The sequence below is a fragment of the Streptomyces sp. NPDC037271 genome, from assembly GCF_055603605.1.
Window position 1 is genome coordinate 369,341 of the sequence record NZ_JBVJVN010000003.1, and the last position, 12,528, is coordinate 381,868.

Here is a 12,528-nt window from a genome sequence, read left to right on the forward strand (position 1 = left end):
AAGTCATCACCTGTGGGGTCGTGGTGGGCGGGTGGCGGCACCGGGCGGACGCCCCGAGCCAGTCGCGGGGCGGCACTCCCCGTGTCAGTCGCGGGTCGCATGGCGCGGGCGGGAACGGGCGACGCGGGGACGGTGACGGTCCGGGCGGACCCGTCCCGGACCGGGTCCGTCGAGGCCGGCGCGGAACATCCCGTAGGTGATCCGCCGTAGCGCGGCGGCCTCCAGTTCGTCCCGCAGGGCGCCGTCGCGCAGGCGTGCGCCGGGACCCAGCAGGTCTTCGACGGCCGCGAGGGCGCCGGTGGTGTCGCCGTGTCTGAGGCGTTCGCGGATGTCGGGGAGGCACTCCGGACGTCGGTGCGCCTCGTCGATGACCTGGAAGCAGGGCAGCGGAGTGCCGGTCAGTGCGGCCAGCAGCTCCTCCCGGCGGGTTTCCGCCGGGTCGTGGTCCAGCGCCGCCAGTACCCCGTCGACGAGGCCGATCCGGTGCCGGGCTCCCCGGCAGTCCACGAGGCGGGGATGTCCGGCCGGGTCCGGGGGCCGGGGCGGGACGGCCGGTTCGTGGTCCGCTGTCAGCGCGGAGGCGACCAGCGGATGGAGCCGATCGGCCTCGATCGCGCCGGCGCGGACCAGTTCCAGGTCGGGTGAGATCCAGGTCGCCGCGTCGGGCAGCACCGGCAGTGCGGACGGCGCGACGCCGCCGGTGGGCGCCGGCTCGATCCGGAGCACGGGCGGACTTGCGCCGTTCCGGTCCGCGACCAGTTCGACGGCCAGCCGGCGCCCGGCCCCGAGCCGCACGGTCACGGTGCCGGTGCCGTCCGTCGTCCGTCCCTCGGCGCGGAGCAGGATTTCCGCCTCGGCTGCCCACCGGCCGAAGGCACAGCGGTGCCCCGGCGGCACCGTCCCCGGCAGGCCCGGAGGTCGGGGGTGCCCGAAGTGGTCGTCGGTGGGCGGCAGGTCGGCCCCCGCCCGGACGCGCAGCTCATCGGTTCTGCGCGCGTCCCACAGGTGGCGGTGCAGGTCGAGGCGGAACCGTCGGTTGGGCCGGGGGTGCGGATGTCGGCCGGCGCCCGTTTCCGGACCGGAGCCGTCCCACAGGGCGAGGCTGATCCGCTGGCCGCCGTCCGCCCAGGCGGGCGGCGTCCGGACCACGAGGTGCACCGGTTGTGCGCCGTCGCCTCCGGTGCTGTCGTATCGCGCCAGAGTGAGCGTGAGGCCCGGGCGCAGCAGCCCGTCCGGAGCGATTCTCGGCATGTGCCAGCGCAGCAGGTCGGGCGCGAGATGGCGCAGGTCGGCCCGGATCCGGGCGGCGAGGTCGTGGCCGTGCGTGCGCGCCACGGAGCGCGGGTTGAGGTCGACGTCGATGCCTGCGGCGGCGCATGCCCCGGCCCAGTCCCCGGCACGGCGGCGGGCGGTCGCAGTCTCGATCATGGACGGCGGCACGGCGAACTCGCGCACGCGCCGCCAGAGGGAAAGGCGGGAGTCCTCGTTCACGGGGTGAGTGAGCATCAGCACTCACCTTGCGCGGACGGGTCCCCCAATCTGCCGACGGAAGGAGTAGTCATCGCGGGGAGCATAGCCGCGCCGGTCGCGGGCCGCGAGGTGTTTTCCGGGCGGCGGGCCGCGCGGACCGTTCCGGTGGCCGGGTACCGCCCGCATAATGCTCGAGTGACCGCAGCCTCCTCCCACGGCAGCTCCGGTGCCGCACAGGGCTTTTCGGCCGTCGTCGTGGGTGCCGGCCCCGCCGGGCTCACCGTCGGCAACATCCTGCGCGCCGCGGGCGTCGGCTGTCTGGTCCTGGAGACCGAGACCCGGGAGTTCATCGAGCGGCGGCCCCGCGCCGGGGTCATCGAGGAGTGGGCCGTACGGGGGCTGGAACGGCGCGGCCTGGCGCGGACCCTGCTGGAGCGGGCCCAGAGGCACACCGAGTGCGAGTTCCGGTTCGCCGGGGAGTCGTACCGGTTCGAGTACACCCGGCTGACCGGCCGGCACCACTTCGTCTACCCGCAGCAGTTCCTGGTGACGGACCTGGTCCGCGAGTATGCGGACGTGCGGGGCGGGGAGATCCGGTTCGGTGTCCGGGACGTCCGCCTGCACGGGCTGGAGTCCGGTCGGCCGTCGGTGTCCTACGTGTGCCCGGACTCCGGTGAACGGCGCGTCGTGGAGGCCGACTTCCTGGCGGGCTGCGACGGTGCGCGCGGGGTGACCCGCGCGGCACTGCCGTCCGGGCGGGTGCGCGTCGCGCGCCATGACTACGGCGTCGGCTGGCTGGCGCTCCTGGCCGAGGCACCGCCGTCCTACGACTGTGTCGTGTTCGGCATGCATCCGCGCGGTTTCGCCGGCCACATGGCGCGCAGTCCGGAGGTGACCCGCTACTACCTCCAGTGCCCGCCGGGCGACGATCCGGAGAACTGGCCGCACGAGCGGGTCTGGGCGGAGCTGCGCGAACGGCTCGGCGCCGTCGGGGTGCCGCCTCTCGAGGAGGGGCGGCTGATCGAGAGACGTGTCCTGGACATGCACGGCCACATCGTCGAGCCCATGGCCTTCGGCCGTCTCTTCCTGGCCGGGGACGCGGCCCACCTGACCGCACCCATCGCCGCCAAGGGCCTGAACCTCGCCCTGCACGACGCCTTCCTGCTCGGCGACGGACTGGTCGCGTACCTCACGGAGGGCGACGAAACCGGGCTGTCCGGCTACTCGGCAACGTGCCTCGCCCAGGCGTGGGACTACCAGGAGTTCTCCCAGTGGCTCGGGGAGATGTACCACGGCACGGCGTCGGGCGACCCGTACCGAGCGGGCGCCGCCCTGGCCCGGCTGCGGCGCCTGTTCGCCTCTCCGGTCGCGGCGGCGGCCTTCGCCGAGCAGTACCTCGGCACCCGGACCACCGGCTGAGAACTCCCGGTCAGTCGTGGAGCGGCCGGTCGCCGAGCCGGTGGTCGGCGACGTTCAGCGCCTCGGCGACCAGGCGGCGCAGATGCCCGTCACGGAGTGCGTACACGACCCGCCGCCCCTCCTTGCGGGTGCTCACGAGCCCCGCGAGCCGCAGCCGGGCCAGATGCTGGCTCACGGCGGGCCGGGCCGCTCCGCACGCCTCGGTGAGGGTGGTGACGTCGGCCTCGCCGCCGGTCAGGGCGTGCAGCAGGGACAGGCGGGTCCGGTCACCGAGCAGCGCGAGGACCTCGGCGGCGAGGGCGAACTGTTCTTCGCCCGGGGTGCGCGGGTGCGCATCGTCCGCAGGTGAAAGGTGCATGCGTGCGCTCATACGCACATAATGGCGTGGGGGACGCCGGCCGTCCACCGCCGCACCGGAACACCGCACCGCGCCGGCCCGCCCCGCCGTACCGCACCGCGCCGCGCCGCGCCGCGCCGCGCCGGCCCACCGCACCGTGACACCCACACCGGCCATCACACCCCGGCTTCGGAAGGGGAACCCCGTGAGCGACCCGCACCGGCATCACCGTCACCCTCACCACGGCGAGCACGCCCCCGGCCGCCGCTCCCCCGCCGGCCCGTGGCACCGCCCGGCGCACCGCCTCATCCCGCACTCCCACGAGAGCGCCGACAAGCTCGACCCGGCCCTGGAGTCCTCGGCCCGCGGACTGCGCGCGCTGTGGGTGTCGCTGGCGGTGCTCGGCGCGACGGCGGCGGCGCAGGCGGTCGTGGTGGTGGCCTCCGGGTCGGTGGCGCTGCTCGGCGACACGGTGCACAACGCCGCGGACGCGCTGACCGCCGTGCCGCTGGGCGTCGCCTTCGTCCTGGGCCGGCGCGCGGCCACCCGGCGCTTCACGTACGGCTACGGGCGGGCGGAGGACCTGGCCGGCATCGTCATCGTCCTGACGATCGCCGCGTCCGCGGTCCTCACCGGGTGGACGGCGGTGGACCGGCTGCTCGATCCGAGTCCGGTCTCCCACGTGCCGGCGGTCGCCGTGGCCGCCGTGGTGGGTTTCGCCGGCAACGAGTGGGTGGCCCGGTACCGGATCCGCGTGGGCCGGGAGATCGGCTCCGCCGCGCTGGTCGCCGACGGACTGCACGCCCGTACGGACGGCTGCACGTCACTGGCCGTTCTGCTGGGCGCCGGGGGCGCGGCGCTGGGGTGGCGGCTCGCCGACCCGGTCGTGGGCCTGGTGATCACGGCCGCCGTCGTGCTGGTGCTGCGGGACGCGGCGCGCGAGGTGTTCCGGCGGCTGATGGACGCCGTCGATCCGGCTCTGGTGGACCGGGCCGAGCGCGTACTGGGCGAGGTGGCCGGCGTGCGCGGGGTGGGCGAGCTGCGGCTGCGCTGGATCGGGCACCGGCTGCGCGCCGAGGTGGCCCTGGTGGTGGACGGCGAGGTCACGGTCCGCCAGGCCCACCGCATCGCCGTCGAGGCCGAGCACGCGCTGCTGCACGCGGTGCCGCGGCTCACCGCCGCCCTGGTCCACGCCGACCCGGAACCGGTCCCCGGTGAGACGGATCCGCATCTGGCGCTGGCCCACCACGCCACCGCCTGAACGGTCAGGCGACGCCCAGTCCCTCCAGGACCACGGCCCCCGGCAGTTCCGCGAAGGCCTTGCCCGGAACCAGTAGTTTGCCGCGTCGGCGTCCGCTGCCGACGAGGACGTACGGCAGGTCGACGACGGCCGAGTCCACCAGCACGGGCCAGTCGCCGGGCAGGCCGACCGGGGTGATGCCTCCGTACTCCATGCCGGTCTCGCCGGTCGCCGTGTCCATGGGCGCGAAGGAGGCCTTGCGGGCGCCGAGGTGGCGGCGTACGACCCCGTTGACGTCGACCCGGGTGGTGGAGAGGACCACACAGGCGGCGAGCGTCGTGCCGCCGCCCCGCTTGCCGGTGACCACGACGCAGTTGGCGGACTGTTCGAGCAGCTCGCGGCCGTAGTGCTCGACGAAGGTGGCGGTGTCGGCCCACTCCGGTTCGGTGTCGACGTAGACGATCTCGTCGGCGGGGACGCCGCCCCTCCAGTGGCGTACGGCGTCGGCGACCGGGCGGGTCAGCTCGGCGAGGCATTCCGTCGCGGGCGTGGCGCTGTCGAAGTTCCCGATGGGTGCGTGCATGGCGGCACGCTAGCAACAGCGGGCGGCGCGGTGAACGGCCGTCTCGGCGGAGGGCTGCGCACTGTGCGGGCGGTGAACGGCCGTGCCGGCGGACGGCTGCGCACTGTGCGGGCGGTGAACGGCCGTGCCGGCGGACGGCTGCGCACTGTGCGGGCGGTGAACGGCCGTGCCGGCAGACGGCTGCCTACTGTGCGGGCGGTGAACGGCCGTGCTGGCAGACGGCTGCCTGCTGTGCGGGCGGTGAACGGCCGTGCTGGCAGACGGCTGCCTGCTGTGCGGGCGGTGAACGGCCGTGCTCCGGTGGGCGCACCGCGTCGGGCGGCGGGCCGAGGCGCCGGACGGTCAGCTCTCGGCGGCCGGCTCCGCGAGCCTGCCCGCCGCTCCGGCCCGGTCGTCCGGTCCGGGCGCCCGGGCCACCGCCTCGTCGTCCAGCTCGGCCAGCCGGGCCACCGCCTCGTCGTCCAGCTTCGACAGTGCCCGCAGCTGTCCCGGCGTCACCCCGTCGGGGATCGGGACGGGAGGCGGGGTCCGCAGCGGCGGCTGCCAGCCGTCGTCGGGCGTCCAGCGCCGTACGACGCGGGCGGGCGCGCCCGCCACCACAGCGTGGTCGGGGACCGTGCCCCGGACCACGGCACCGGCGGCGACCACCACGTTCCGCCCGATCCGCGCGCCGGGCAGGATCACCGCGCCGGTGCCGATCCAGCAGCCGGAGCCGATCTCCACCGGTTCCATCCGGGGCCACTGCTTGCCGATGGGCTGGTGCGGATCGTCGTAGGAGTGGTTGGTGGAGGTGACGTAGACGTACGGGCCGAAGTAGCAGTCGCTGCCGATGGTGACCGTGGTGTCCGCGATGACGTGGCTGCCGCGGCCGAGCACGACTCCGTCACCGATGCGCAGGATCGGCTCGGGGCCCAGGTCGAGGTCGGGCATGAGTCCGGCGGTCAGGGTGACCTGTTCGCCGATGATGCAGTGGTCGCCGACGTGGATCCAGGGCTCTCCGAAGACCGTGCCGAGCGGGAACGCGAGCCGGGTGCCCGTGCCCAGCGCGCCGAAGCGGAAGCGCCCCGGGTGTGCGGCGGTGACGGAGCCGGTGCGCTGCACCCAGGCCCAGCCCGCGTGAACGGCCCGCTGCGCGAGGCGGCTCCGCCAGGACGGATACGTGTTCTTGCGCTTCGGCACCCGCTCACGGTAGTCGGCGGGCGCTGCCGGCATGGCTCCGAAGGGCTGTGACCTTCACCCCACCGGGTGGCGTACGGTGCCGTACACCACTTGAGCAGGAGGCGACGATGACACAGAAGGCGCTGATCACCGGCATCGGCGGCAGGGACCCGAAGGTGGACGCGGAGGCCTTCGTGGCACCGACGTCCTCGGTGATAGGGGACGTGACGCTGCACGCGGGGGCGAGCGTCTGGTACGGCGCGGTGCTGCGCGGCGACGTCGAGCGGATCTCCGTCGGCGCGAGCAGCAACGTCCAGGACAACTGCACGCTCCACGCCGACCCGAGCTTCCCCGTCACCGTCGGCGAACGCGTCTCCATCGGGCACAACGCCGTGGTGCACGGGGCGACCGTCGAGGACGACTGCCTGATCGGCATGGGCGCCACGGTCCTCAACGGCGCGGTGATCGGCGCCGGTTCCCTGGTCGCGGCGCAGGCGCTGGTCCCGCAGGGGATGCGGGTGCCGCCGGGTTCGCTGGTCGCGGGGGTGCCGGCGAAGGTGAAGCGGGAGCTGACGGAGGAGGAGCGCCAGGGGGTCACGCTGAACGGGACGATGTACGCGGCGCTGGCCGTGGAGCATCGGCGAGCGGTGGGGGGCGGTCTGTAGGCACGCCTTCCGCGGGTCGGTCGTGGTTGCCCGCGCCGTTCCCCGCGCCCCTTCGGGGGCGCGTTCCTACTCTGCGGCGGGGAGGGACTGGATCTTCTTGGCCTTGCGCTTCAGGACCAGCATCGACGCGACGCCGATGCCCACGGCCACCACCAGGCCCAGCCACGAGAAGCGCTTGAGCCAGGACTCGGCCACGACGCCGACGTAGTAGATGACCGCGGTGGTGCCGCCCGCCCAGACGATGCCACCGAGGACGTTGGCGATCAGGAACTTCCAGTACGGCATCCGCAGCACACCCGCCAGCGGGCCCGCGAAGATGCGCAGCAGGGCGACGAAGCGGCCGAAGAACACCGCCCACATGCCCCACTTCTGGAAGGACCGCTCGGCGGTCGCGATGTGCCCGTCGCTGAAGTGCCTGGGGAACTTCCCGCCCAGCCAGGCCAGCAGTGGCCGGCCGCCCTTGCGGCCGATGGCGTACCCGATGGAGTCGCCGATCACCGCGCCCGCGCTCGCACAGGCGCCCAGGACCAGCGGGTCGACACCGCCGTGCTGGGAGGAAAGGAGGGCCGCCGAGACCAGGATGATCTCGCCCGGCAGCGGGATGCCGAGGCTCTCCAGACCGATGACCAGTCCGACGACGGCGTAGACGGCCGCCGCGGGCACGGTGTCGAGCCACTCCTGGACGTGCAAGGCCGGACCCTCCGAGTTCGCGTTCCTGCTGCGTTCCGGGTGGGCCCAGGGCCTGCCTGGCCTGTCCGCTTCCCGGGTTCGCCTCGACGAGGCGCACCCGGAAGCGTACCGGCTCGGCCGGCGTCAGCTGTTGGGACGCAGGGTCCATATGACGGTCATCTCACCGGTCACCGCGCCGTCCTCGCGCCGGATGGCGACGCTCACCGGGAACTCGGGGCGGCTGCCCTCGTCCAGCTCCGCGACGACCTCGGCGACGGGGCGGCCGAGTGTCGCGGTGGCCGTGACCGGGCCGAGCGCGATCTTCTTGAAGGCGATCTCCGCGGTGACCGGCAGCGGCACCGCCCGGGAGAGCTGGTCGCCGAAGGCGGCCAGCACGATCGCGCCGCTCGCCGACTCGCCCAGCGTGAACATGGCGCCGGCGTGCGGCCCGCCGACGTGGTTGCGGTACTCGGCCTGGTCCGGAAGGGCCAGTACGGCCTTCTCCGGGGTGGTCTCCAGGTACTCGAGGTTCAGGGTCCGGACCATCGGCACCGTGGCGGCGAGCAACTCGCCGATCGACATCTGATCTGTGCTCATGGAGGGAGGTTACCCATGAGTAGCATCCAGTCGCCAGGTGTCCGCGGTGATCGTCGTATGCTTTCCGCCCATGTGGCCAGGAGAGCAGTCACCCACCGGCGGACCGACCCCCCAGCAGCCCAACCCGTACCAGCAGCCTGGCTACCAGCAGCAGCCCGGCGCGTACGCCGGGCAGCAGCCGCCCGCCCCGTGGAACGCCCCCACGGTCACGGCGGCCCCGCCCCCCGGCCGGGGTCCCGGGGGCCGTACGAAGGTGGTGGCGATCGTCGCCGCCTCGGCCGTCGTGGTGGCCGCCGCCGTGACCGGGGCCTTCCTGCTGGGCGGCGGCGAGGACGACGGGGCCGAGCCCGGCCCCACCGCCGCCTCGACGACCGCGCCGGTCGCCGACAACCCGCGGAACGGGGAGGACGGCCCGAAGCCGACCGTCGAGGGCTGGAACGTCGTGGCCAACCCCGACATCGGGATCGCCTTCGACGTACCGGCCTCCTGGATGCGGCAGTCGCCCGACTGGGTCACGTACGTCGCGGAGGACGACGACCCCGAGGAGAAGCCCCTGGTCGCCATGCGGGCCCCGGCCGTCCTCAAGGAGAAGTGGTGCCGGGCGGACGACGACCGGGACGGCTCGGCCGACCACACGCCCCTGGCCAGCGCGGGCACCCGCGGCAACAAGGGGGCGCGGAACACCGAGGAGATCGCCCGGGCCGACTCCGCGGCCTGGGTGTACGGGGGCTTCACCCAGCCGGACCGGGACAAGGTCTCGACGGGGCCGGTGACCTCCTTCACCACCGCCTCCGGCATCGAGGGCAGCGTCGCCACCTCCCGGTCGTCGGGGGTCGAGAAGAAGGGCAAGTGCGACGTGGACGGCAAGGCGACGACGTTCGCCTTCAAGAACGCCGACGGCGACCTCGTCTCCTGGTCGTTCTTCGGCGCCGCGGACGTCGACGACGAGGTACCGGACGCCGCCGTCCAGAAGATCCTCGCCACGGTCAGGGAGTACACGCCGGCGGATTCCTGAGGCACCGGCCCGCGGAATGCAGAGAGCCCAAGGGCCGCCGCCGGGACGCGCGTCGTGGGCTTCGGTACGTCCCTGACAAAGGCCGGTGACCGAAACGTGTCCTGGGCGGCATTAGGGTGACTGCTCATGTGGCCAGGACAGCAGCCGCCCGGGGGCGAGCAGAACCCGCAGAACAATCCGTACCAGCAGCCGGGGTACCAACAGCCGAATCCCTATCAGCAGCCCGGCTACCAGCAGCAGCCCGGCCCTTACGGGCAGCAGCAGTGGGGGGCTCCGCAGCCCGTCGGGGCTCCGCAGCCCGCTCCGGGCGGCAGTGGCAACGGCGGCAACGGCGGCAACAGAACCAGGCTGGTCGCGATCGTCGCGGCGCTCGCCGTGGTGGTGGCCGCCGGTGTCACCGGTTTCCTCGTGCTGGGCGGTGACAAGGACGACCAGGCGGACGGGGGCAAGGACGGCAAGCCGTCCGCGAGCGCGTCCACGGACACGTCCGAGCCCCCGACCGCTGAGCCGAGCGTGTCCGGCTCCGAGGACAACCCGCGGGGCGGCGACGGGCCGAAGGCGACCGTCGACGGCTGGAAGGTCGTCGCCAACCCGCGCTTCGGCACCATGTTCGACGTGCCCGCCGACTGGGAGATCGAAAGCACCGACACCAGCGTCGGCTTCGAGTGGGAGAAGGACGGCGAGTGGGACCGCACCTCCGTCACCGCCCCGGCCTACCTGAAGTCCGAGTGGTGCACCAGCGACGAGAACAAGGACGGCCGCAAGGAGAGCACCGCTCTCGCCACCGCCGGTACCCGCGGTGAGGAGGGCGCCACGAACACGGAGCAGGCGGCCGAGACGCGGGTGCCGTGGTGGATCTTCGGCGGTTACACGCAGCCGGACATGAAGAGCGTCAAGTACGGCAAGCCGAAGGCGTACACCACCGCGTCCGGCATCAAGGGCAGCGTCATCACGGCGCACTCGGAGGGCACCCCCCAGAAGGGGAAGTGCGACAGCGAGGGCAAGGCGATCACCTTCGCCTTCCAGAACGGCGCGGGTGACTTCGTCACCTGGAACCTGTACGGCGCCAAGGGCGTCGCAGACGAGATCCCGGAGGCGACGATCCAGAAGATCCTGAGCACCGTACGCCTCACCGAGGCCCCGCCGACCGATCAGTAGGAGCCCCGCGCGCGGCGCCGCGGGCGCCGCTCAGCCGATGCCGAACGCCCCGGCCGGAGGCTTGGGCGACGGTACGGCGTCCTCGTCCCGCACCGGCCGCGCGTCGCCGATGAACGCCCGCAGGGCGGGCCCGTGTTCGACCCTGGCCGGGAAGGCGTCCGCGGCGGTGCGCCGGGCCAGGGCGGCGGTGTCGAGCGGCCGGTGCGCGGCGACGAGGACGGCGTTGCCGAAGCGGCGTCCGCGCAGCACACCCGGTTCGGCGATCAGCGCCAGCTCCTCGAAGAGCGTGGCGAAGCCGGCCAGTTGGGCGCGCAGGAAGGGGAACGGCGCCCCGTCGGCCAGGTTGGCCACATACACGCCGTCGGCGCGCAGGACCCGTGCCGCCCGGTGGGCGTAGTCGACGGAGGTCAGATGCGCCGGCACCCGCGAGCCCCCGAAGACATCGGCGACCAGGACGTCGGCCGAGTCGGCGGGGGCGGCCTCCAGCCAGGCACGGGCATCGGCCCCGTGCGCGGTGATGCCCGAGCCGTCCGGAAGCGGAAGGTGCTCGGCGACCAGGTCCAGCAGACCCCGGTCGGCCTCCACGACGTCCTGCCGCGAGCCGGGCCGGGTCACGGCCAGGTACCGGGGCAGGGTGAAGGCGCCCCCGCCCAGGTGCAGCACGTCCAGCGCACGTCCCGGCTCGGCGATCGTGTCCAGGACATGGCCGAGCCGGCGCGTGTACTCGAACTCCAGGTGCGCCGGCTCGTCCAGATCGACGTACGACTGCGGGGCCCCGTCGACAGTGAGCAGCCAGGCCCGCTCCCGGTCGACGTCGGGCATGAGCTTGGCGGTGCCGTGGTCGGTGACGCGGCTGACGGGTATGGCTTCGTTCACCTTCTCATTGTGCCGGGCACCGTCCTCACCCGACGCCGGTCACGGTCCCCGCCCCCACGGTCCGCCCGCCCTCACGGATGGCGAACCCCAGCCCGGGCTCCAGGGGTACGTCACGCCCCAGTTCGACGGTCATCGTGACCGTGTCCCCCGGTCGCGCCACCGGGACCGGGCCGAGGTCGATGTCCCCGACGACGTCCGCGGTCCTGATGTAGAACTGCGGCCGGTATCCGGTGGCGACCGGTGTCGAACGCCCGCCCTCGCGCGCCGACAGCACGTAGACCCGCGCCGAGAAGCGCCGCGCGGGTACGACACTGCCGGGCGCGGCGACCACGTGCCCCCGGCGCACCGTGTCGCGGGCGACACCGCGCAGCAGCAGCGCCACGTTGTCCCCGGCCTGCGCCTCCTCCATCGGCTTGCCGAACGTCTCCAGTCCCGTGACGACCGTCTCCACGGACGCCCCGAGCACCTCGACCCGGTCGCCGGCCCGGACGGTGCCGCGTTCGACCGCGCCGGTGACGACGGTGCCGCGCCCGGTGATGGTGAGCACGTTCTCCACCGACAGCAGGAACGGCGCGTCCAGGTACCGCTCGGGCATGGGCACGTACGTGTCCACGGCGTCCAGCAGCGCCTCGACGGAGGCCGTCCACCGCGGGTCGCCCTCCAGGGCCTTCAGCCCGGAGACCCGTACGACGGGCACGGTGTCGCCGCCGTAGCCGTGCGCGGTGAGCAGGTCCCGCACCTCCAGCTCGACCAGGTCGGTCAGTTCCTCGTCGCCCGCGTCGGCCTTGTTGAGCGCGACGACGATGTGGTCGACGCCCACCTGCCGGGCGAGCAGGACGTGTTCGGCGGTCTGCGGCATGATCCCGTCCAGCGCGGAGACGACGAGGATCGCCCCGTCGAGCTGGGCGGCGCCGGTGACCATGTTCTTGACGTAGTCGGCGTGGCCCGGCATGTCCACGTGCGCGTAGTGCCGGGTGTCGGTCTCGTACTCGACGTGCGCGATGTTGATGGTGATGCCGCGCGCCGCCTCCTCCGGCGCGCGGTCGATGCGGTCGAACGGCACGAACGTGCCGGCGCCGCGCTCGGCGAGGACCTTGGTGATGGCGGCGGTCAGGGTGGTCTTGCCGTGGTCGACATGGCCCATCGTGCCGATGTTCAGATGCGGTTTGGTGCGGACGTACGCCGTCTTGGACATGGCGGTACCTCGAAGCCTCGTGGCGGTGGTGGGGACCCCGGGGACTGGCCGACCCTCCCCCTGCGGGGTCCGCCGGACGATCCGGGGAGGGTCAGCTTCGGGCGCCGTCGACGGCGGCCGGCAAGAAGGGGACGGCAGCCTTCGGG

Annotated in this window: 13 protein-coding genes; 5 read left to right on the top strand and 8 right to left on the bottom strand. The window is 73.6% G+C overall.

Annotation, left to right across the window (positions count from 1 at the left end):
* Positions 1 to 84 precede the first annotated feature (84 nt).
* The gene (locus ACZ7G3_RS09450) at positions 85 to 1,506 is read right to left on the bottom strand and encodes a hypothetical protein (protein ID WP_470924444.1); all 1,422 of its coding nucleotides are present in this window, start codon (positions 1,504 to 1,506) and stop codon (positions 85 to 87) included.
* Between the two features lie 159 nt (positions 1,507 to 1,665).
* Here ACZ7G3_RS09450 and ACZ7G3_RS09455 point away from each other — a divergent pair, with 159 nt between their 5' ends.
* The gene (locus ACZ7G3_RS09455; protein ID WP_426598544.1) at positions 1,666 to 2,889 is read left to right on the top strand and encodes a 4-hydroxybenzoate 3-monooxygenase; all 1,224 of its coding nucleotides are present in this window, start codon (positions 1,666 to 1,668) and stop codon (positions 2,887 to 2,889) included.
* Positions 2,890 to 2,899: 10 nt separating this feature from the next.
* Here the strand turns inward: ACZ7G3_RS09455 and ACZ7G3_RS09460 are convergent, their stop codons facing one another.
* The gene (locus ACZ7G3_RS09460) at positions 2,900 to 3,259 is read right to left on the bottom strand and encodes an ArsR/SmtB family transcription factor (protein ID WP_426598545.1); all 360 of its coding nucleotides are present in this window, start codon (positions 3,257 to 3,259) and stop codon (positions 2,900 to 2,902) included.
* A gap of 172 nt (positions 3,260 to 3,431) precedes the next feature.
* On the opposite strand from ACZ7G3_RS09460, the gene ACZ7G3_RS09465 reads away from it, so the two are divergent.
* On the top strand, positions 3,432 to 4,487 hold the full coding sequence (locus ACZ7G3_RS09465) for a cation diffusion facilitator family transporter (RefSeq protein ID WP_470924446.1): 1,056 nt from the start codon (positions 3,432 to 3,434) through the stop codon (positions 4,485 to 4,487).
* Positions 4,488 to 4,491: 4 nt separating this feature from the next.
* Here the strand turns inward: ACZ7G3_RS09465 and ACZ7G3_RS09470 are convergent, their stop codons facing one another.
* On the bottom strand, positions 4,492 to 5,049 hold the full coding sequence (locus tag ACZ7G3_RS09470) for a YbaK/EbsC family protein (RefSeq protein ID WP_470924448.1): 558 nt from the start codon (positions 5,047 to 5,049) through the stop codon (positions 4,492 to 4,494).
* 342 nt (positions 5,050 to 5,391) lie between these two features.
* A complete protein-coding gene (locus tag ACZ7G3_RS09475; protein WP_470924552.1) occupies positions 5,392 to 6,228 on the bottom strand; it encodes an acyltransferase in 837 nt (278 codons plus the stop codon).
* 107 nt (positions 6,229 to 6,335) lie between these two features.
* Here ACZ7G3_RS09475 and ACZ7G3_RS09480 point away from each other — a divergent pair, with 107 nt between their 5' ends.
* Positions 6,336 to 6,872 carry a gamma carbonic anhydrase family protein gene (locus tag ACZ7G3_RS09480; protein ID WP_470924450.1) on the top strand — a complete coding sequence of 179 codons (537 nt, stop codon included), beginning with the start codon at positions 6,336 to 6,338 and terminating at the stop codon, positions 6,870 to 6,872.
* 66 nt (positions 6,873 to 6,938) lie between these two features.
* Here ACZ7G3_RS09480 and ACZ7G3_RS09485 read toward each other — a convergent pair whose 3' ends face one another.
* Together ACZ7G3_RS09485 and ACZ7G3_RS09490 are read right to left on the bottom strand one after the other, a co-directional pair.
* Positions 6,939 to 7,562: a DedA family protein gene (locus ACZ7G3_RS09485; protein ID WP_470924452.1), complete on the bottom strand. Its 624-nt coding sequence runs from the start codon at positions 7,560 to 7,562 to the stop codon at positions 6,939 to 6,941.
* 123 nt (positions 7,563 to 7,685) lie between these two features.
* Positions 7,686 to 8,123, bottom strand: a complete 438-nt coding sequence (locus tag ACZ7G3_RS09490; RefSeq protein ID WP_426598655.1) for a DUF4442 domain-containing protein — start codon at positions 8,121 to 8,123, stop codon at positions 7,686 to 7,688.
* A gap of 85 nt (positions 8,124 to 8,208) precedes the next feature.
* Between ACZ7G3_RS09490 and ACZ7G3_RS09495 the strand changes: the two genes are divergently transcribed.
* A complete protein-coding gene (locus ACZ7G3_RS09495; RefSeq protein ID WP_470924454.1) occupies positions 8,209 to 9,153 on the top strand; it encodes a DUF8017 domain-containing protein in 945 nt (314 codons plus the stop codon).
* A gap of 126 nt (positions 9,154 to 9,279) precedes the next feature.
* Positions 9,280 to 10,311: a DUF8017 domain-containing protein gene (locus ACZ7G3_RS09500; RefSeq protein WP_470924456.1), complete on the top strand. Its 1,032-nt coding sequence runs from the start codon at positions 9,280 to 9,282 to the stop codon at positions 10,309 to 10,311.
* Between the two features lie 30 nt (positions 10,312 to 10,341).
* On the opposite strand, the gene ACZ7G3_RS09505 is transcribed toward ACZ7G3_RS09500, so the two are convergent.
* Together ACZ7G3_RS09505 and tuf are read right to left on the bottom strand one after the other, a co-directional pair.
* Positions 10,342 to 11,187 (bottom strand): spermidine synthase, encoded by an 846-nt coding sequence (locus ACZ7G3_RS09505; RefSeq protein ID WP_470924458.1) that lies wholly within the window; start codon positions 11,185 to 11,187, stop codon positions 10,342 to 10,344.
* Between the two features lie 25 nt (positions 11,188 to 11,212).
* Complete coding sequence (gene tuf, locus ACZ7G3_RS09510) at positions 11,213 to 12,382, bottom strand: elongation factor Tu (protein ID WP_426598553.1); 1,170 nt, start codon at positions 12,380 to 12,382, stop codon at positions 11,213 to 11,215.
* Positions 12,383 to 12,528 lie beyond the last annotated feature (146 nt).

What these genes read in the sequence shown, in the direction of transcription:
- ACZ7G3_RS09450 (WP_470924444.1), bottom strand. Translation starts at nt 1,506, where the DNA reads ATGCTCACTCACCCCGTGAACGAGGACTCCCGCCTTTCCCTCTGGCGG.
- ACZ7G3_RS09460 (WP_426598545.1), bottom strand. Translation starts at nt 3,259, where the DNA reads ATGAGCGCACGCATGCACCTTTCACCTGCGGACGATGCGCACCCGCGC.
- ACZ7G3_RS09470 (WP_470924448.1), bottom strand. Translation starts at nt 5,049, where the DNA reads ATGCACGCACCCATCGGGAACTTCGACAGCGCCACGCCCGCGACGGAA.
- ACZ7G3_RS09480 (WP_470924450.1), top strand. Translation starts at nt 6,336, where the DNA reads ATGACACAGAAGGCGCTGATCACCGGCATCGGCGGCAGGGACCCGAAG.
- ACZ7G3_RS09490 (WP_426598655.1), bottom strand. Translation starts at nt 8,123, where the DNA reads ATGTCGATCGGCGAGTTGCTCGCCGCCACGGTGCCGATGGTCCGGACC.
- ACZ7G3_RS09495 (WP_470924454.1), top strand. Translation starts at nt 8,209, where the DNA reads ATGTGGCCAGGAGAGCAGTCACCCACCGGCGGACCGACCCCCCAGCAG.
- ACZ7G3_RS09500 (WP_470924456.1), top strand. Translation starts at nt 9,280, where the DNA reads ATGTGGCCAGGACAGCAGCCGCCCGGGGGCGAGCAGAACCCGCAGAAC.
- tuf (WP_426598553.1), bottom strand. Translation starts at nt 12,382, where the DNA reads ATGTCCAAGACGGCGTACGTCCGCACCAAACCGCATCTGAACATCGGC.